Raw genomic sequence first — 18,708 nt, 5'->3', positions numbered from 1 at the left:
GTGACTTCCGGCCGTTCGTTCTACATCACCACGCCGATCTACTACCCCTCGGACGTGCCCCACATCGGGCACGGCTACACGACGGTGGCGGCGGATGCCCTCGCGCGCTGGCACCGCCAGGCGGGGGACGACACGTGGATGCTGACGGGCACCGACGAGCACGGCCAGAAGATGATGCGCGCCGCAGCGGCCAACGGCCTGACGCCGCAGCAGTGGGCCGACAAGCTCGTCTCCGAGGAGTGGCAGCCGCTGCTCGAGACGCTCGATGTCGCCAACGACGACTTCATCCGCACCACGCAGCAGCGGCACGAGATCAGCGTGCAGCGGTTCCTGCAGAACGTCTACGACCGCGGCTACATCTACGCGGGCGAGTACGAGGCGCTCTACTGCGTCGGCTGCGAGGAGTTCAAGCCCGAGTCCGAGATCGTCGACGGCACCGGCCCCTTCGAGGGGCTGAAGGTCTGCGCCATCCACTCCAAGCCCCTCGAGCTGCTGCAGGAGAAGAACTACTTCTTCAAGCTCAGCGAGTTCCAGGATCGGCTGCTCGAGCTCTACCGCGAGCGCCCCGACTTCGTGCAGCCCGAGTCGGCGCGCAACGAGGTCGTCGCCTTCGTGCAGCAGGGCCTGAAGGACCTGTCGATCTCCCGCTCGGCGTTCGACTGGGGCATCCCGGTGCCGTGGGACGAGTCGCACGTCATCTACGTGTGGTTCGACGCGCTGCTGAACTACGCCACGGCGGTCGGCTACGGCGCCGACGACGACAACTTCGCGCGCCGCTGGCCCGCCCGTCACATCGTCGGCAAGGACATCCTGCGCTTCCACGCGGTGATCTGGCCGGCCATGCTGATGGCCGCCGGGCTCGAGGTGCCGCACAACGTCTTCGCCCACGGCTGGCTGCTGGTGGGCGGCGAGAAGATGTCGAAGTCGAAGCTCACCGGCATCGCCCCGCACGCGATCACCGACGTGTTCGGATCCGACGCCTACCGCTTCTACTTCCTCTCGGCCATCGCCTTCGGGCAGGACGGCTCGTTCTCGTGGGAGGACCTGTCGGCCCGCTACCAGGCGGAACTCGCCAACGGCTTCGGCAACCTGGCCTCGCGCACCATCGCGATGATCGGCAAGTACTTCGGCGGCGCCGTGCCGCAGCCGGGGGACTACACAGACGGCGACCTGGCGATCCAGAAGGTCGTGGCCGAGGCCGTGACCACCGCGGATGAGGCCATCGACCGCTTCCGGATCGACGAGGCCATCCGTGCGATCTGGACGATCGTCGACGAGCTCAACGGCTACATCACGGTCAACGAGCCCTGGGCCCTGGCCAAGGACGAGGCGAACCGCGAGCGCCTGGCGACGGTGCTCTACACCTGCGCCGAGGCGCTGCGCGCGCTCGCCGTGCTGCTGTCGCCGGTGACGCCGCAGGCGACCGCCAAGCTCTGGACCGCGCTGGGCGCCGAGCCGGCGCTCGGTGCGCTCGGCGCGCAGCCGATCCGCGAGGCGGGCACCTGGGGCCGGCTGCCTGTGGGCACCGCCACGCAGCCGCTGCAGCCGCTGTTCCCGCGCATCGAGCAGGCCGACTGACGGTGGCCGACCCGCAGGTGCCGGAGACCTACGTCCGCGAGCGGCCGAAGGACGGGCGCAAGGAGCTCCGGTACCCGGACGCCCCGGCGCCGCTCGCGATCCCGGTCTACGACAATCACTGCCACCTCGAGATCACGGACGGCGACGACCCGCTCACCCTGACGGAGCAGCTGGATCGCGCCTCCGGGGTCGGCATCGCGGGTGTGGTGCAGGCCTCGGGCGACATCGAGTCGTCGCGTTGGGCCGTGGCGGCGGCGGAGGCCGACCCGCGGGTGCTGGCGGCCGTGGCGATCCACCCCAACGACGCGCCCGTGTACGACGAGGCCGGCCGCCTCGACGAGGCCCTCGAGGTCATGGACGAGCTCGCCGCCCACCCCCGCGTGCGGGCGATCGGCGAGACCGGCCTCGACTACTTCCGCACGGACGAGCCGGGGCGGCCCGCGCAGCACCGATCGTTCGAGGCGCACATCGACCTGGCGAAGAAGCATGGCATCGCCCTGCAGATCCACGACCGCGACGCGCACCGCGACGTGCTGGACACGCTCCGCCGGGTCGGCGCGCCCGAGCGCACCGTGTTCCACTGCTTCTCGGGCGATGCCGACATGGCGCGCGAGGCGGCCGACCAGGGGTACTTCCTCTCGTTCGCCGGGAACCTCACGTTCAAGAACGCGCAGAACCTGCGCGACGCGCTGGCGGTGACCCCGCGCGAGCGGATCCTGGTCGAGACCGATGCGCCGTTCCTCACCCCGGTGCCTCACCGCGGTCGCCCGAACGCGCCGTACCTCGTGCCCATGACGGTGCGTTTTATGGCCGACCAGCTCGGCGCCGACGTCGACGAGCTGTGCGCGCAGATCGCGGCGAACACGCTCGCGGTCTACGGCCAGTTCTGACCTGGGACGATAGACGAATGGTCACTCTGCTCGGGCCCACCGAGATCCGCTCGCTCGCCGCCGCCCTCGATGTCACGCCCACCAAGAAGCTGGGGCAGAACTTCGTCGTCGACGCCAACACGGTCCGCAAGATCGTGTCGGTCGCGGGCGTCTCGGCGGAAGACCGCGTGGTCGAGGTCGGGCCGGGGCTCGGATCGCTCACCCTGGCGATCCTCGAGACCGGTGCGCAGGTCACGGCGGTCGAGATCGATCACCGCCTCGCCGAGCGACTTCCCGTCACCGCCGCAGATCACGGGGTGCCCGAGGGTGCGCTGACGGTGGTCGACGCCGACGCCCTGCGGGTGACCGAGCTTCCCGGCGACCCCTCCGTGCTCGTGGCGAACCTTCCGTACAACGTGTCGGTCCCCGTGCTGCTGCACTTCATGGAGACCTTCCCCTTCCTCGAGCGCGGCGTTGTTATGGTGCAGGCCGAGGTGGGCGAGCGCCTCGCCGCCCCTCCCGGCAGCAAGGTCTACGGCGCCCCGAGCGTGAAGGCCGCCTGGTACGGGGCGTGGCGCCTGGCGGGCACCGTGTCGCGCCAGGTGTTCTGGCCCGTGCCGAACGTCGACAGCGTGCTGGTCGGCTTCCGCCGCGACCCGGAGCCCCGCGGCACCGAGGAGGAGCGACGCGCCACCTTCCAGATCATCGACGCGGCCTTCCAGCAGCGCCGCAAGATGCTGCGCCAGGCCCTCGCGGTTGTGCTCGGCGGCACCGCCGCCGGCGCCTCGGAGATCCTCGAGGCGGCGGGCGTCAAGCCGACCGCGCGCGGCGAGGAGCTCTCGATCGACGATTTCGTCCGGATCGCCCGCGTCATCCGCTGACGTCCCGCCGCGTCGCATCGGGTCGCCGCCGCCCGGCGCCCGGCCGTGGCCGGCAACCCCTCGCGGCATCGGTAGCCTGGGGATCGTGATCTCCGCCACAAGCGCCTCCGATCTGCCCCTCCGGCTCGACGCATGACGTTCGCGGAGGAGACCCCCTCGGTGCGGGTGCGCGCCCCGGGCAAGATCAACGTGTACCTGGAGGTCGGCGCCCTGCAGGGCGACGGCTATCACGAGCTGGCCACCGCGTTCCAGGCGGTCTCGCTCTACGAGGACGTCGTCGCCACGATGTCCGACACCTTCAGCCTCTCGGTCTCGGGCTCGGAGACCATCGATCTCGACGGCGTCCCCACCGACGACCGCAACCTGGCCCTGCGCGCGGCGAAGCTGCTCGCCGAGGCGACCGGCTACGAGGGCGGCGTGCACCTCGACATCCACAAGCAGGTGCCGGTGGCCGGGGGCATGGGCGGCGGCTCGGCCGACGCCGCCGCGGCGCTCCTCGCCTGCGATGCGCTGTGGGACACCCGCCTGACCCACCAGGAGCTGCACCGGCTCGCGGCGCAGCTGGGCGCGGACGTGCCGTTCGCGCTGAAGGGCGGCACCGCCGTCGGCACCGGTCGCGGCGACGTCCTGAACCCCGCCCTGGCGCGGGGCCGGTTCGACTGGGTCCTCGTCACGAGCGACGAGGGCGTGTCGACCCCGAAGGTCTACGGCGAGCTCGACCTGCATCGCGAGCGCCACAAAGTCGACATCGGTCCGGTCGCGCAGCAGCCGTCGGTCGACGTCGAGGTGCTGCACGCGCTGCGCGCCGGCGACGCCGACATGCTCGCCGCGTCGCTGCGCAACGACCTCCAGGTCGCGACGCTGCGCCTGCGGCCCGATCTCGCCGCGGTTCTCGAGCACGGCGAGGCATCGGGCGCCCTGGCGGGCATCGTCTCCGGATCCGGCCCGACGCTGGCGTTCCTGTGCGCCTCGTCCGAGCACGCGCTGGAGCTTCGGACCGAGCTCGAGCGCGCCGGCTACGCGTCGATCCACGCGCACGGACCGGTGCCGGGCGCGCGGATCGTCGGCTGACGCCTATCGGCTGATCACGCGCCCCAGCGCGCCCGCAGGGCCTCGTGCTCGTGGCGCCGCAGGGGCAGTACGGCGCCGTGCTTCGTGTCGGGCGGCAGGTCGAAGTCGGCCTCGGGCACCGGCTCCCACACCCCGCCGGCCGGGTCGGCCGAGGTCAGGGCGTGGTAGCCCTGGGGCAGCCGCGAGTACTGGTCAACCCAGAGGAACCAGCGTTCGCCCCCGTGCGCGCGGAACACCAGCGGGCCCTCGACGTGCTCGGCGACGTGCTGGCCGAGGTCGCGGGCGACCGTCTGGAAGTCGTCGGCGTCGAGACCGCTCCCGACCTGCTGGAAGATCCGCCACGATCCGGGGTGCCCGTCGTCCTGCTTCGCGAACCGGATGACCCGGCCGTCGTCGAGCACGGCGATGGTCATGTCGATGACCCCTCCCGGGCGCTCGAGCAGCGTCCGCGGGGCATCGAAGGTGCGGAAGTCGCGCGTGCGCGCCCCCAGGATGCGGGCGGGGCCCGTGCGCCCGTCGCCGCCGTCGCCGGCGAGCCCGGAGGCCCAGTGCACGAGGAAGTCTCCGCGCACGGGGTCGTAGACGCTCTCCGGCGCCCACGCCATTCCCGCTCCCGCGGGCGCGACGGACACCGCGCGCGGGGCGTCCCAGGTCACGAGGTCGGGGGAGTCCCAGACCACGATGTCCCGGCTGCCCCGGTGGCGGTAGCCCTCCCAGTCGACGCCGTCGGGCTTCCACACCCGCAGGTCGGTGGCGACGAGGTGGAAGCCGCCCGGCCCGCGCACGATGTGCGGGTCGCGGACTCCGGTCGTGCCGGAGGTCCACTCGAGGATCGGATCGCCGCCGTTCAACCGGCGCCACCGCAGCGGGTCGTCGCCGACCGACAGCGAGAAGTAGATCTTCTCGGCGTGGCCCGCCTGATCCTCGACGAAGTGCACAAGCAGATAGCCGAACCCGTCGGCGAGGCCCGTGGGGGCCCCGCCGACGGATGCGCGGGAGACGGGTGTCATCCCTTGACCGCGCCGAGCATCACGCCCGAGACGAAGTGACGCTGCACAAACGGATACACGCACAGGATCGGGATGATCGCGAGCACCATCGTGACGGCCTTCACGTTGTCCTTGATGGCCGCCGAGGTGGTGCCCACCGCCGCCGCACTCTCGGCCGTGGTCGTCGTCGCGCCGGCGATGAGGTTCCGCAGGTGCAGGGACAGCGGATACAGATCCGTCTGATCGAGGTAGAGGAACGCGCTGAACCAGTCGTTCCAGAACTGCACCGAGTAGAACAGGGTCATCGTGGCGATGACCGGCTTCGACAGCGGCATCGCGATCCGCCAGAAGATGCCCCACCAGCCGAGACCGTCGATGCGGGCCGCCTCCTCGAGCTCACGTGGGAGGTTCTCGAAGAACGACTTCATCACCAGCAGGTTGAACACCGACATGGCGCCCGGCAGGATCACCGCCCACATGGTGTTCTTCAGCTCGAGCGACGAGATCAGCACGTAGTTCGGGATGATGCCGCCGTTGAAGAACATCGTGAACACGGCGATGCCGATGAGCACGTTGCGCCCGCGCAGGTGCTCCTTGCTCATCACATAGGCGAGCAGGGTGGTGAGCACCATCGCGACGAGCGTGCCGACGACGGTGTACATCACGGTGTTGCCGTAGCTGCGCCAGAAGTGCTGGTCGTTGGTCACCGCGTGATAGGTGTCCAGGTTGAACCCCACCGGCAGCAGGTTCACCAGCCCGGCCTTGATCGCGCCGCTCGACGAGAACGACTGCGCGATCAGCGTCGCGAACGGGTAGAGGGTCACCGCCGAGATGACGACGAGCGCCAAGGCGTTGAACCCGAGGTACACGCGGTACCCCTTCGACTCCTGCGGGAGTCCGCCGGGGCGGGTGCGCCGGGGGCGCCCCGTCACGATCGTCTCCGTGCGCGCGCTCTCGCGCTCCTCGGTCTTCACCGGGTCCAGGATCACCACAGGCTCGCTCCCACCGTCCGCCGCGAGATGAGGTTCGCGGAAAGCACCATCACGAGGCCGATGCAGGCCTGGAACAGGCCGATCGCCGCCGCATAGCTGAGATTGTTCGACACCAGACCGACGCGGTACAGGTAGGTCGAGATGACGTCGGCGGTCTCGTAGGTGAGCGGCATGTACAGCAGCAGCACCTTCTCGAAGCCGACATTGAGGAACGTGCCGATGTTGAGGATCAGCAGCGTGATCATCGTCGGGCGGATGCCCGGCAGCGTCACGTGCCACGTCTGCCGCAGACGGCCGGCGCCGTCGATGCGGGCCGCCTCGTAGAGCGACTCGTCGATCGTGGTGAGGGCCGCGAGATAGAGGATCGTGCCCCATCCGACGGTCTGCCAGACCTCCGAGCCGACGTAGATCGTCCGGAACCACTCCGGCCGCTGCAGGAACGGGATCTTCTCCCCGCCCATCGCGGTGATGATCTGGTTCACGGTGCCCTCCAGCGAGAGCAGCTGCATCACGATGCCGGCGACGATGACGATCGACAGGAAGTGAGGCAGGTACGTGATCGACTGCACGACGCCCTTGAACGCCTTTTTGCGCACCTCGTTGAGCATAAGCGCGAGCACGATCGGCAGGGGGAAGCACACCAGCAGGGTGAGCCCGCCGAGGATGGCGGTGTTCGAGAACACGTGCCAGAAGGTGGGGTCGTTGATGAACATGCTGATGTAGCGCAGGCCCACCCACTCCTCACCGAGGATGTTGCCGCCGGGGCGGAACTTGCGGAAGGCGATGACGTTGCCGATCATCGGCACGTAGCGGAAGAGGACGAGGTAGGCGATCGGCACAAGCGCCATCGCGTACAGCACGCCGTCATGGCGGAGCGTGTTGCTCCACGGCACCCGCGCCTTCCGGCGCAGGGTGCGAGTGACCGTGGTCATGGGGTCTCCAGGATGCGAGCGGATCCGGTGGGGCGCCGGGCGGCGCCCCACCGGATCTCAGGGGAGAAGGGGATCAGCCGTTGTTCTCGGCCCAGCGCTCGGAGGCGCCGTTGATCAGGTCGAGGTAGCCCTGGAGGTTCTGACCCTCGAGCTCGCTGACGAACGCGTCCCACTCGGAGAGCGGACGGTCGCCCAGGATGAACTTCAGCGTGTTCGTGTCGACGGAGTCCTTCAGCGGGGTCGCCATCAGCGACGCCTGCTCGAGCTCGCCCTCGTTCAGCGGCGCCGGCGGGAAGGGATCGCGCGGGGTGCGGTTGGTGAGCACCGAGTCGATGTAGTCGACGAAGGCCGGGACGTTGTACGACTCCTTCAGCGCGCGCGACTCGGTCGAGCCGGACAGCGGGTCGTTCGAGAAGCCGAGGTCCTTCTGGATGTCGGTCGTGCCCTCGGGGTTGATGTTGAACGCCTTGAGCGAGTACTCGGGGTTCAGCGTGTACGTGCCGTCGTCCGTCTTGGTGAAGGTCTCGCCCTCCACACCCCAGCGGAGCATGTCGCGTGCCTCGGGGCTGTAGTAGAGCCAGTCGAGGAACTGCAGCATCGCGATGAAGTTCGGGCTCTCCTCCGCCTCCTTGGTCAGCATGAAGCCGTTCCAGAAGTTGCGGGGCTCGACGATCTGGCCGGCGGGGCCGCCGGGGGGAGCGATCTGGAGCACCTCGTAGTCGGTGACGCCGGCGGCGTCCAGCGCGGTGTTGAACTCCTGGACGGTGCCGTTGGCGCCCGAGGCGACGAAGACCTTCTCCGAGGCGAGCTTCTCGGTGACCGTGCTGCCGCCCTCGACGGCCGCCGTGAACGACTCGGTGTCGAGCAGGCCGTCCTCGACGAGGCCGTGGAAGTACTCGACCATCTGCTTGTAGCCGTCGTTGGTGGCGGCGTACTCGAACTCGCCCTTGTCCTCGTTGTAGAACGTGCCGTTGCCGAAGCCCCAGCCGGCCACCGTGCCGAAGGAGTGCGCGGCGTAGTTCAGCATCGACTGACCCTCGAAGCCGTCGGCCAGGGGCGCGCTGTCGGGGTACTTCGCCTTGATCTTCTCGAGCACGGTGCGCAGCTCGTCCCAGGTCTCGGGAACCTCTGCGCCGACCTCCTCGATGACGTCCTTGCGCACCAGCAGGGTGAAGGTCGGGACCGAGACCTCCTGCAGGCCCGGCATCATGTAGTACTTGCCGTCGTCCTGGCGGAGGTTGTCGACCATCTCGCGCAGGTCCCACTCCTTCACGTACTTCTGGAAGTTGGGCATGTAGTCCTCGTAGTCGCTGAGGGCCACGACCGCGCCGGTGGCGGCGAACTGCTTCTCCTCGCCCGTGTAGACGAGCGGGATGATCTGCGGGGCGTCGCCCGCGCTGATGAGGAGGCTGCGCTTCTCGGTGGCGTCGCTGAAGGGGATGTTCGTCAGGTCGAGGTGCACGTTCGTGCGCTTCTCGATCTCGTCGAAGACCTGCCACGAGTCGGTGACGGGCACCTCGGGCCAGTCGGTCCACAGCAGCGAGAAGTCGAGCGGCTCGGTGGCCGTGAAGGTGGTGTCGGCGGTGTAGTCCTCCATCGAGCCCGCGGTGGCGTCGCTGGCGGCGGCCTCTCCGCCCTCCGCGCCGCCGGCGGTGCAGCCGGCGAGCGCCACGAGCGTGCCCGCGACCGCGAGGGCGATCGCGCCCCGTCCGAACCGGCGCCTCGTGCGCACAGTCGTCTCCTGCGTCATGTCTCTCCTTCGAGAACGGCCCGGTCAGCGTCGATCGGGCGTTGCTGTGCCCGGCGGCGAGGGGTGATCGCGCCTCCGGTGCGGTGGGATTTTAACGTCAAACTAAGCGCTGGATCGGGCGACGTCAAGGGAAAGTTTTATCGATATAGTTCGACGACGCCGGCATGCTGTCCGGAGATCGCGGGCCGGTCGCGCGCGAGGTGGCAGGATGCTGACGGGGAGGGAATGCCGATGGTGACGATGTCCGATGTCGCGCGCGCCGCCGGCGTGTCGACGATGACGGTGTCCAACGTGCTCAACGAGCGACGCCCCGTCGGCGCCCCCACTCGGGAGCGCGTCCTCGCCGCGGTCGAGTCCCTCGGCTACCAGGTCAATCTCACCGCGCGCAATCTGCGTGCGGGACGCACCGGCACGGTGGCGCTGATCGTCCCCAGCTTCTTCGACTACTACAGCGAGCTCGCCGACGCCGTCGCCCGCGAGGTCGAGGCGCGTGGGCGCCACCTCGTGCTGGAGCGCACGACGGCGAGCGCCGAGCAGGAGATGGCCTCGGTCAGCGGGGCGCGGCTACAGCTCTACGACGGCGTGATCATGTCGTCGGTGGGGCTCGACCGCGACGAGCTCGACCGGGTGCGCGGACCGAAGCCGATCGTCCTGCTCGGCGAGCGCGACGTCCCCGAGCGGTTCGACCACGTGCGGCTCGCGAACGAGGCCGGGGCGCAGGCCGCCACCGGGCACCTCATCGAGCGCGGCTCCCGCAGGGTCCTCGCGCTCGGGGCGACCCCGGGCGACGGCCACGCGATGACGACCGACCGCCGCGTCGGCTGGGAGCAGGCGCACCGCGAGGCCGGGCTCGACATCGACCCCCGCTTCGTGGTGCCCATCGGCGACTACTCGTTCGAGAACGCCCGGGCGGCCCTCCTGCGGGTCATCGACTCCGGGCTCGCGTTCGACGGCGTCTTCGCCGCCACCGACGTGATCGGCCTGGCCGCCCTGGGCGCGCTGCACGAGCGCGGGCTGAGCGTGCCCGGCGACGTGCGCGTGGCGGGCTTCGACAACCTCAAGGTCGGGGGATTCATCCCGCCGGGGCTCACCTCGATCGATCCCGGTCACGAGGCGGTCGCCCGCGAGGCCGTGCGGCTGCTGCACCGGCGCATGGACGATCCCGACGCCCCGGCCGAGCACGTGAGCGTCCCCGTGCAGCTCGTGGTGCGCGGGTCGACCCGCTGACGCCCCTGCGCGACTCCGACCTCCGAATACCGAACCGCAACACCGAAACATCACCCCTCGAAAGGCAGACAGTGACGTCCACCACCACCGCGATCATCAACCTGGATCTTGCGGGCCCGACCATCTCCCGCCACGTCTACGGGCACTTCGCCGAGCACCTGGGCCGGTGCATCTACGGCGGGTTCTGGGTGGGGGAGGACTCGGAGATCCCGAACGTCCGCGGCATCCGCAGCGACGTCGTCGACGCGCTCCGCGCGATCCGGATCCCCAACCTCCGCTGGCCGGGCGGCTGCTTCGCCGACGACTACCACTGGCGCGACGGCATCGGCCCGCGCGACCAGCGCCCCCGTATGGTCAACTCGCACTGGGGCGACGTGGTCGAGGACAACTCCTTCGGCACACACGAGTTCATGGACCTGTGCGAGCTGCTCGAGGCCGACCCCTACATCTCGGGCAACGTCGGATCCGGCACCGTGCAGGAGATGAGCGACTGGGTCGAGTACCTCACCCGCGGCGACGACTCGCCGATGGCGGCGCTGCGCCGCGAGAACGGCCGCGACCAGCCCTGGAACGTGCCGTTCTGGGGTCTCGGCAACGAGGCGTGGGGCTGCGGCGGCAACATGCGCATCGAGACCTTCGCCGCCCTCGCCCGCCAGTACGCCACGTACGCGCGCAACCACGGCGACAACAAGCTGTACCGGATCGCTGCCGGCGCGGACACCGCCGACTACCACTGGACCGAGACGCTGATGCGCTCGTTCGGCGACCTCGCCGCCGACGCGGACGCCGCGCCGAACCCGTACCAGGCGCTGTCGCTGCACTACTACACGATGAGCGGCGACTGGGCCGACAAGGGCACCGCCACCTCGTTCAGCGAGGATGAGTGGTACCTGACGCTGTCGCGCGCGCACCGCATGCGCGAGCTGCTGTCGCGCCACACCACGGTCATGGATCGCTACGACCCGTACCGCAAGGTCGGCCTCGTCGTCGACGAGTGGGGCACCTGGTGGAACGTCGAGGAGGGCACCAACCCCGGGTTCCTGTACCAGCAGAACACCCTGCGCGACGCGCTCGTGGCGTCGACCCACTTCGACGCGTTCCACGCGCACGCCGACCGCGTGGTCATGACGAACATCGCGCAGACGGTCAACGTGCTGCAGGCGATGATCCTCACCGACCCCGACACGAACGCGCTCGTGCTGACGCCGACGTACCACGTGTTCGCGATGAACGCCGGCCACCACGATGCCGCCTCGCTCGATGTGAACCTGCGCGACGTCCCGACGCTCACCGCCGACGGGCGCGAGCTGCCGCTGGTGTCGGCCTCGGCCTCGACCAAGGACGACGCGGCGCTCGTGTCGCTGTCGAACCTCTCGGCGGACGAGGACCGCACCGTCCAGCTCGACCTGCGCGGTCGCGCCGTGGCGGGCTTCTCGGCGAGGATCCTGGGCGCGGGCGAGCTGAACGCGCACAACACGCCCTCGTCGCCCGACGCCGTGGCGCCGGCCGACCACGCGGGTGTGCGGCGCACCGATCGCGGCCTCGAGGTCGACCTTCCCGCGCACTCGTACGTGACGGTCTCGCTCGAGCTGGCCTGATCCGAGTTCGCCGGATCGCTCTCCGCCGGATAGGAGTTCGCCGGATGTGACGGGTCCCCGGGTGCCGGATGTCGGCACCCGGGGTTACCCTCGCACCATGCGCGCACTCTGGCGCGACCACGTGGTCGCGGATTCCCCGGACGATCGGATCATCGAGATCGAGGGCAACCGGTACTTCCCGCCGGACACCCTGAACCGCTCGATGTTCCATTCCAGCCCGACGCCGTACACCTGCCCCTGGAAGGGCGAGTGCCAGTACTGGACGCTGCGGCACAGCCAGGGCGACCAGCACGACGAATCGGTCGACGCCGCCTGGAGCTACCCGACGCCGTTCGCCGGGGCGATCGAGCGCGTGGGGGCCGACTTCTCGGGTTACGTCGCGTTCGGCGACGCCGTGACCGTGATCCACTGACCGTGGGGATCGAGTTCCGACACGTCCGCAAGGAGTACCCCGACGGCACGGTCGCGGTCGACGACGTCAGCCTCGTCGTCCCCTCGCATCGCACCGTTGTGCTGCTGGGCTCGTCCGGGTCGGGAAAGACCACGCTGCTGCGCATGGTGAACCGCATGGTCGACCCGTCGGCGGGCGCCGTGCTGATCGACGACGAGGACGTGCTCCGGAAGGATCCGGTCGCGCTGCGGCGCGGAGTCGGGTACGTCATGCAGCAGGCGGGCCTCCTGCCGCACGTGCGCGTCATCGACAACGTCGCCACCGTTCCCGTGCTGAACGGTGTGCCGCGCCGGGCGGCGCGCGAGCACGCGCTCGAGCTCATGACCACCGTCGGGCTCGACGCGAAGCTCGCCTACCGCTACCCGGGGCAGCTCTCCGGCGGCCAGCAGCAGCGCGTCGGCGTCGCCCGGGCGCTCGCGGCCGACCCGAACATCCTGCTGATGGACGAGCCGTTCGGCGCGGTCGATCCGATCGTGCGCCGCGAGCTGCAGCACGAGCTCCTGCGCCTGCAGTCCGAGCTGGGCAAGACCATCCTGTTCGTCACGCACGACGTCGATGAGGCCTTCCTGCTCGGCGACGAGGTGGTGATCCTGGCGACGGGTGGCCGGATCGTGCAGCAGGGCGCGCCCGCCGAGATCCTCGCCTCGCCCGCCGACGACTTCGTGGCCGACTTCGTCGGCGTCGCCGGGGGCCGCCGCGAGCTGTCGCTGCGCCAGACGCCCGACGGCACGGTCGTGGTCGACGGCTCCGGGCGGGTGCAGGGGGTCCTGCGCGGATGACCTGGGTCCTCGACAACCTGGGGCTGATCCTGTCGCTCACCCTCGAGCACCTGCGCCAGAGCCTGCCGCCGATCCTGTGGGGGCTGCTCGTCGCGCTGCCGCTCGGCTGGGTCGCGCACCGCTGGCGTGCCGTGCGGGGCCCGGTGATCGCGATCACGGGGCTGCTGTACACCCTGCCGTCGCTCGCGCTGCTGCCGCTGCTGCCGGTCGTGTTCGGGATCAGCGCGCTCAGCGAGCTGAACCTGGTGCTGGCGCTCACGATCTACGCCGTGGCGATCCTGGTGCGCGCGGTGGCCGACGGCTTCGACGCGGTCGACGGCGACGTGCGTCGCGCGGCCGTCGCGCTCGGCTACGGCCCCGCCCGGCGCTTCTGGGGCGTGGAGCTGCCGCTGGCGGGCCCCGTGATCCTCGCGGGCCTGCGCGTGGCCGCGGTGAGCACGGTGGCGCTGGCGACCGTCGGGATCCTCATCGGGGTGACGAATCTCGGCTACCTGTTCACCAACGGGTTCCAGCGGCGCATCGTCGAGGAGATCTTCGCGGGGGTCGTGGCGGTGGCCGTGGTGGCCCTCGTCGTCGACCTGCTGCTGGTGCTGGCGGGCCGCCTCCTGCTGCCCTGGGCGAAGGCGCGTCGCGCATGAACCTGCTGCTGGAGGCCTTCGCCTGGCTGTTCTCGACCGAGCGGCTCACCGGGTCGCACCCCCTGCCGCAGGCGCTGCTCGCGCACCTCGGCTACACGTTCGCCTCCGTGGCGATCGCCGCGGTCGTGGCCATCCCGGCCGGCTGGGCGATCGGGCACACCGGGCGCGGCAGGGAGATCGCGGTCGGCCTCTCGGGCGCCGCGCGCGCGATCCCGTCGTTCGGGCTGATCCTGCTGCTGGTGCTGCTGATGGGGGTCACGCAGAAGCCCGCGGCCGCGCTCGTGGCGTTTGTGCTGCTGGCCATCCCGCCGATCCTCGCCGGTGCGTACGCGGGGCTCGAGGCGATCGACCGCCCGACCATCGACGCGGCGCGTGCGCAGGGGATGAGCGAGGCCCAGATCCTGTGGCGGGTCGAGGTGCCTCTGGGGATGTCGCTCCTTGTCGCGGGCCTGAGGTCGGCGGTGCTGCAGGTCGTGGCCACCGTGACCCTCGCCGCGTACGTGGGGCTGGGGGGTCTCGGCTACGACATCATCCAGGGGATCGCCCTGCGCCGGTTCGATCAGGTGCTCGGCGGCGCGCTGGCGGTGGCGGCGCTCGCCCTGGTCCTCGACGGCGCGTTCGCGCTGCTGCAGCGGGCCGCGGCGCCCCGGCATCTGCGCGTGGCCGGTGAGCCCGGCGGACCCCGCGTCCGGAGTCGGGAGCCCCACCCGGCATAATGAGGGGACGAGGTGTGAACGTGCACACCTCACCGCCGCACCCGATGCGGCGGGTCGCGCCGGCGCCGGAGCCGCGCGATGAGGGCAGTCAGGAGCACCCGTGGATCAGGCGAGTGAGCGTTCGCGCATGCCGAGCATCCGCGATGTCGCGCGCCTGGCGGAGGTGTCGCACCAGACGGTCTCGCGCGTCCTGAACGACCATCCGAGCATCCGGCCCGAGACGAAGCAGCGGGTGCTCGACGCGATCTCCGAGCTCGACTACCGGCCGAACCTCGCCGCTCGTGCCCTCGTCACCCGCAGCTCCAACACGCTGGGTGTGCTCTCGGCGAGCATCGGAGAGTTCGGCCCCGCCTCGTCCATCGCCGCGATCGAGGAGGCGGCCCGCACCCAGGGGTACTCGGTCTCGACCGTGAACCTGCCGGCGACCACGCCCGAGGCCATCGAGACGGCCGTGCGCCAGCTGCTGCGCGAGCAGGTGGCCGGCATCGTGGTGCTCGCGCCGCAGCTGCGCGTGTTCCATGCCCTGCAGGGAATGCGGATCGACGTGCCCTACGTCAGCCTGCAGACCGCGTCCGGGGCGACCGAGCAGCGGCTCGCGGCGGATCAGGTCGAGGGCGCCCGGCTCGCCACCGCCCATCTCATCGAGCTGGGCCACCGCGACATCGTGCACCTGGCCGGTCCGCAGGACTGGATCGAGGCCGAATCGCGTATGCGCGGCTACCTCGACGCGCTGCTGGACGCCGACCTCCCGACGATCGCGCCGATCCGCGGCGACTGGACGGCCGACTTCGGCCATTTCGCCGGGCGCGAGCTCGCCCGACGCGGCGGGTTCACCGCGGTGTTCGCGGCCAACGATCTGATGGCCATCGGTCTGATGCACGGCTTCCGCGACGCGGGCCTGGATGTCCCACGCGACATCAGCGTGGTGGGCTTCGACGACATCCCCGTCGCGCCGCACGTGTGGCCGCCCCTCACGACGGTCCACCAGGACTTCCGCGAGCTCGGCCGGCGGGCGGTCGAGCTGCTGCTGGCGGGCATCCGCGGCGAGAAGCTCCCGTCGCTCGGCCTGCTGGAGCCTCAGCTCGTCGCGCGCGCCTCGAGCGCCGCCCTCGCGCCCGAGCCGTCGGGCGCCTCCGGTCGTCGCTGACCGGAGGACCCTTGACAGCCCGGCCCGGCCGGGGCACCATGATGTCTCGAATGTGAACGGTCACAAACCTCGATGGCGAGGTCCTCCCGATGAGGGGAGTTCCGCACTGCGGGTGGCCCAGACAGCGAGGTCGATGTGAGCACTTCCGAAGCCGTGTACGCGGCGTCCCCGCCGATCCTCGAGATGCGCGACATCTCGAAGGAGTTCCCGGGCGTCAAGGCCCTCGCGCACGTGAGCCTCACGGTGCGCGCGGGCGAGATCCACGCCATCTGCGGCGAGAACGGCGCGGGCAAGTCGACCCTGATGAAGGTGCTCTCCGGGGTGTACCCCTACGGCACGTATACCGGCGACATCCTGCTGGGCGGCGAGGAGATGCGCTTCCGCGACATCCGGGCGAGCGAGGCGGCGGGCATCGCGATCATCCACCAGGAGCTCGCCCTCATCCCCGAGCTCTCGATCACCGAGAACATCTTCCTCGGCAACGAGGTGACATCCGGCATCGCGATCGACTGGCGCACGGCACGGGCGCGCGCGGTCGAGCTGCTGGCGCGCGTGGGGCTGCACGACGACCCGGACACGCAGATCAAGGCCCTCGGCGTCGGCAAGCAGCAGCTGGTCGAGATCGCCAAGGCGCTGAACAAGGACGTCCAGCTGCTGATCCTCGACGAGCCCACCGCCGCGCTCAACGAGAACGACTCGCAGCACCTGCTCGGCCTGATCCGCGACCTGAAGGGCCGCGGCATCGCGTCGATCATCATCAGCCACAAGCTCAACGAGATCGAGCAGATCGCCGACGAGATCACGATCATCCGCGACGGCCGCCCGGTCGAGACGCTCGACATCGGGCGCGGCGAGATCAACGAGGACCGGATCATCCGGGGCATGGTGGGCCGCTCGCTCGAGAGTCGGTTCCCGGATCGCGAGTCGCACCCGGGCGAGGTGTTCTTCGAGGTGCGCGACTGGGTCGTGCGCCACCCGACCGTCAGCGAGCGCTTCGTGGTGAAGGGGTCGAGCCTCACGGTGCGCCGCGGCGAGGTCGTCGGCCTCGCGGGCCTCATGGGCGCCGGGCGCACCGAGCTCGCCATGAGCATCTTCGGGCGCTCCTACGGCGAGTACGTGTCCGGCACGATCGTCAAGGACGGCGCCGAGATCGAGCTCGTCGACGTCCCCACCGCGATCCGGCACGGCCTCGCGTACGTCAGCGAGGACCGCAAGGTGCTCGGGCTGAACCTGCTCGACACGATCAAGCGCTCGACGGTGTCGGCGAAGCTCTCCAAGATCGCCCGCCGCGGCGTCGTCGACGAGCGGCTCGAGCACACCGTCGCCGAGGACTACCGTCGCGCGCTGCGGATCAAGACGCCGAGCGTCGAGGTCGGCGTCTCGACCCTCTCGGGCGGGAACCAGCAGAAGGTCGTCCTGGCCAAGTGGATGTTCACGGATCCGGATCTGCTGATCCTCGACGAGCCCACCCGCGGCATCGACGTCGGCGCGAAGTACGAGATCTACCAGATCATCAACGAGCTCGCGGCCAGCGGCAAGGGCGTGATCGTGATCTCCAGCGAGCTGCCCGAGCTGCTCGGCATCTCCGACCGGATCTACACGGTGTTCGAGGGCCGGATCACCGACTGCCTCGACGCCGCCGACGCGACCCCCGAGGCGCTGATGCGCAGCATGACCTCCCTGAACCAGAAGGCGGCAGAGCATGCGCCGCATTGAGCGAGCAAAGCGAGACGAAATGACCACGAACCAGACCCCGACCCCGGGTGAGAGCGGCGGATTCCGCCTCAGCGACATCCGCACGATGTTCGGCACGGGCACGTCCGTCTCGCGCCAGTTCGGCATCCTCGGCGCGCTGATCGTGATCATCCTGCTGTTCCAGGTGCTCACCGGCGGCCTCACGCTCTCGAGCGGCAACCTGATCAACGTCGTCAACCAGTACTCGTACATCCTGATCCTGGCGATCGGCATGGTGATGGTGATCATCATGGGCCACATCGACCTGTCGGTGGGATCGGTCGCGGCGTTCGTCGGCATCATCGTCGCGATGGCGATGTCCGAGTGGAACATCGCGTGGCCGCTGGCCATCGTCCTCGGCCTCGTGGTGGGTGCGGTCGTGGGCCTGTGGCACGGACTGTGGGTCGCGGTCGTCGGCGTGCCCGCGTTCATCGTGACCCTCGCCGGCATGCTCTTCTTCCGCGGTGCGAACCAGTGGATCGGCGACTCGCAGACCATCTCGGTGCCGCGCGAGTTCGTCTACATCGGCGCCGGCTACCTGCCGGAGGTCGCCCTGCCGCTGCCGTTCAACGTGCCCACGATGATCCTCGCCCTGCTCGGGGTCGCGTGGATCGTGTTCAACGAGCTGCGCCTGCGCCGCATCCAGGCCAAGATGGGCGCCGCGAAGGCGCCGCTGTGGGTCAGCCTGGTGAAGATGGCCGTGCTGGCCGGCGTGATCCTCTGGGCCGGGTGGATGTTCGCCACCGGGCGCGAGGGCACCAGCTTCCCCGTGTCCGGCATCATCCTGCTCGTGCTGGTGGTGGCGTACTCGTTCGTCACGAACAGCACGGTCGCCGGCCGCCACATCTACGCGGTCGGCGGCAACCGCCAGGCGGCGCGGCTGTCGGGCGTGAAGGATCGCCGGGTCGACTTCTTCGTGATGATGAACATGTCGATCCTGGCGGCCATCGCCGGCATGATCTACGTGGCCCGCGCCACCGCCTCCGGCCCCCAGGACGGCAACGGCTGGGAGCTCGACGCCATCGCCTCCGTGTTCATCGGCGGGGCGGCCGTGTCGGGCGGCATCGGCACGGTGATCGGATCGATCATCGGCGGTCTCGTGATGGCCTTCCTCAACAACGGCCTCTCGCTGCTCGGCGTCGACGCCTCGCAGGTGTCGATGATCAAGGGCCTGGTGCTGCTCGTCGCCGTCGGCATCGACGTCTGGAACAAGCAGCAGGGCCGGCCCTCCATCACGGGCCTCATCCTCAGCCGTCGTCGCGCCTCGGCCGGCGCGTTCGACGACTTCACGACTCCCACCGGCGCTGACGCGGCGGGAAGCAAGGAGACCGTGGCTCGCCGCTGAGCCGCGACCTC

At 70.0% G+C, this 18,708-nt stretch carries 17 protein-coding genes; 13 read left to right on the top strand and 4 right to left on the bottom strand.

Annotated elements, in window-relative coordinates:
• The 4 genes from metG to ACOKGD_RS10260 all read left to right on the top strand — a co-directional run bounded on the left by metG (position 1) and on the right by ACOKGD_RS10260 (position 4,399).
• Positions 1-1,578 carry a methionine--tRNA ligase gene (gene metG, locus ACOKGD_RS10275; RefSeq protein WP_342337221.1) on the top strand — a complete coding sequence of 526 codons (1,578 nt, stop codon included), beginning with the start codon at positions 1-3 and terminating at the stop codon, positions 1,576-1,578.
• Positions 1,579-1,580: 2 nt separating this feature from the next.
• Entirely contained in the window at positions 1,581-2,468 is an 888-nt protein-coding gene (locus ACOKGD_RS10270) for a TatD family hydrolase (protein ID WP_342337220.1), read from the top strand.
• 17 nt (positions 2,469-2,485) lie between these two features.
• Complete coding sequence (rsmA, locus tag ACOKGD_RS10265) at positions 2,486-3,328, top strand: 16S rRNA (adenine(1518)-N(6)/adenine(1519)-N(6))-dimethyltransferase RsmA (protein ID WP_342337219.1); 843 nt, start codon at positions 2,486-2,488, stop codon at positions 3,326-3,328.
• Between the two features lie 132 nt (positions 3,329-3,460).
• Positions 3,461-4,399, top strand: coding sequence for a 4-(cytidine 5'-diphospho)-2-C-methyl-D-erythritol kinase (locus ACOKGD_RS10260; RefSeq protein WP_342337218.1), 939 nt, complete (start codon positions 3,461-3,463; stop codon positions 4,397-4,399).
• A gap of 14 nt (positions 4,400-4,413) precedes the next feature.
• Here ACOKGD_RS10260 and ACOKGD_RS10255 read toward each other — a convergent pair whose 3' ends face one another.
• The 4 genes from ACOKGD_RS10255 to ACOKGD_RS10240 all read right to left on the bottom strand — a co-directional run bounded on the left by ACOKGD_RS10255 (position 4,414) and on the right by ACOKGD_RS10240 (position 9,062).
• On the bottom strand, positions 4,414-5,409 hold the full coding sequence (locus tag ACOKGD_RS10255; RefSeq protein WP_342337217.1) for a glycoside hydrolase family 43 protein: 996 nt from the start codon (positions 5,407-5,409) through the stop codon (positions 4,414-4,416).
• A complete protein-coding gene (locus ACOKGD_RS10250; protein WP_421355044.1) occupies positions 5,406-6,380 on the bottom strand; it encodes a carbohydrate ABC transporter permease in 975 nt (324 codons plus the stop codon). The genes ACOKGD_RS10255 and ACOKGD_RS10250 overlap by 4 nt, the downstream gene beginning before the upstream one ends.
• Positions 6,374-7,312, bottom strand: coding sequence for an ABC transporter permease (locus ACOKGD_RS10245; protein WP_342337216.1), 939 nt, complete (start codon positions 7,310-7,312; stop codon positions 6,374-6,376). Before ACOKGD_RS10245 ends, ACOKGD_RS10250 begins: the two co-directional genes overlap by 7 nt.
• Before the next feature lie 73 nt (positions 7,313-7,385).
• Positions 7,386-9,062, bottom strand: a complete 1,677-nt coding sequence (locus ACOKGD_RS10240) for an ABC transporter substrate-binding protein (protein WP_342337215.1) — start codon at positions 9,060-9,062, stop codon at positions 7,386-7,388.
• 231 nt (positions 9,063-9,293) lie between these two features.
• Between ACOKGD_RS10240 and ACOKGD_RS10235 the strand changes: the two genes are divergently transcribed.
• From ACOKGD_RS10235 to mmsB, 9 genes are all read left to right on the top strand, one after another.
• Complete coding sequence (locus tag ACOKGD_RS10235; RefSeq protein ID WP_342337214.1) at positions 9,294-10,289, top strand: LacI family DNA-binding transcriptional regulator; 996 nt, start codon at positions 9,294-9,296, stop codon at positions 10,287-10,289.
• A 71-nt stretch (positions 10,290-10,360) separates the two neighbouring features.
• A complete protein-coding gene (locus tag ACOKGD_RS10230) occupies positions 10,361-11,887 on the top strand; it encodes an alpha-N-arabinofuranosidase (protein ID WP_342337213.1) in 1,527 nt (508 codons plus the stop codon).
• 97 nt (positions 11,888-11,984) lie between these two features.
• Complete coding sequence (locus ACOKGD_RS10225) at positions 11,985-12,299, top strand: DUF427 domain-containing protein (protein WP_342337212.1); 315 nt, start codon at positions 11,985-11,987, stop codon at positions 12,297-12,299.
• 2 nt (positions 12,300-12,301) lie between these two features.
• On the top strand, positions 12,302-13,117 hold the full coding sequence (locus ACOKGD_RS10220; RefSeq protein WP_342337211.1) for an ABC transporter ATP-binding protein: 816 nt from the start codon (positions 12,302-12,304) through the stop codon (positions 13,115-13,117).
• A complete protein-coding gene (locus ACOKGD_RS10215; RefSeq protein ID WP_342337210.1) occupies positions 13,114-13,755 on the top strand; it encodes an ABC transporter permease in 642 nt (213 codons plus the stop codon). Before ACOKGD_RS10220 ends, ACOKGD_RS10215 begins: the two co-directional genes overlap by 4 nt.
• Positions 13,752-14,471 carry an ABC transporter permease gene (locus ACOKGD_RS10210; RefSeq protein WP_342337209.1) on the top strand — a complete coding sequence of 240 codons (720 nt, stop codon included), beginning with the start codon at positions 13,752-13,754 and terminating at the stop codon, positions 14,469-14,471. The genes ACOKGD_RS10215 and ACOKGD_RS10210 overlap by 4 nt, the downstream gene beginning before the upstream one ends.
• A gap of 127 nt (positions 14,472-14,598) precedes the next feature.
• Positions 14,599-15,618 (top strand): LacI family DNA-binding transcriptional regulator, encoded by a 1,020-nt coding sequence (locus ACOKGD_RS10205; RefSeq protein WP_342337208.1) that lies wholly within the window; start codon positions 14,599-14,601, stop codon positions 15,616-15,618.
• Between the two features lie 183 nt (positions 15,619-15,801).
• A complete protein-coding gene (gene mmsA / locus ACOKGD_RS10200; RefSeq protein WP_342337489.1) occupies positions 15,802-17,334 on the top strand; it encodes a multiple monosaccharide ABC transporter ATP-binding protein in 1,533 nt (510 codons plus the stop codon).
• A 19-nt stretch (positions 17,335-17,353) separates the two neighbouring features.
• A complete protein-coding gene (gene mmsB, locus ACOKGD_RS10195) occupies positions 17,354-18,697 on the top strand; it encodes a multiple monosaccharide ABC transporter permease (protein ID WP_342337207.1) in 1,344 nt (447 codons plus the stop codon).
• Positions 18,698-18,708: the final 11 nt, after the last annotated feature.

It is taken from the genome of Microbacterium phosphatis (genome assembly GCF_049177115.1).
GTDB classification, from domain to species: Bacteria; Actinomycetota; Actinomycetes; order Actinomycetales; family Microbacteriaceae; genus Microbacterium; species Microbacterium phosphatis.
Note: the sequence above shows the minus strand (reverse complement) of the source record. Positions and strands in the feature narration are given on the sequence as shown.

Coding starts and splice junctions, on each gene's coding strand:
- rsmA (WP_342337219.1), top strand. CDS start 2,486: ATGGTCACTCTGCTCGGGCCCACCGAGATCCGCTCGCTCGCCGCCGCC.
- ACOKGD_RS10260 (WP_342337218.1), top strand. CDS start 3,461: ATGACGTTCGCGGAGGAGACCCCCTCGGTGCGGGTGCGCGCCCCGGGC.
- ACOKGD_RS10255 (WP_342337217.1), bottom strand. CDS start 5,409: ATGACACCCGTCTCCCGCGCATCCGTCGGCGGGGCCCCCACGGGCCTC.
- ACOKGD_RS10245 (WP_342337216.1), bottom strand. CDS start 7,312: ATGACCACGGTCACTCGCACCCTGCGCCGGAAGGCGCGGGTGCCGTGG.
- ACOKGD_RS10240 (WP_342337215.1), bottom strand. CDS start 9,062: ATGACGCAGGAGACGACTGTGCGCACGAGGCGCCGGTTCGGACGGGGC.
- ACOKGD_RS10235 (WP_342337214.1), top strand. CDS start 9,294: ATGGTGACGATGTCCGATGTCGCGCGCGCCGCCGGCGTGTCGACGATG.
- ACOKGD_RS10225 (WP_342337212.1), top strand. CDS start 11,985: ATGCGCGCACTCTGGCGCGACCACGTGGTCGCGGATTCCCCGGACGAT.
- ACOKGD_RS10215 (WP_342337210.1), top strand. CDS start 13,114: ATGACCTGGGTCCTCGACAACCTGGGGCTGATCCTGTCGCTCACCCTC.
- ACOKGD_RS10210 (WP_342337209.1), top strand. CDS start 13,752: ATGAACCTGCTGCTGGAGGCCTTCGCCTGGCTGTTCTCGACCGAGCGG.
- ACOKGD_RS10205 (WP_342337208.1), top strand. CDS start 14,599: ATGCCGAGCATCCGCGATGTCGCGCGCCTGGCGGAGGTGTCGCACCAG.
- mmsA (WP_342337489.1), top strand. CDS start 15,802: ATGCGCGACATCTCGAAGGAGTTCCCGGGCGTCAAGGCCCTCGCGCAC.
- mmsB (WP_342337207.1), top strand. CDS start 17,354: ATGACCACGAACCAGACCCCGACCCCGGGTGAGAGCGGCGGATTCCGC.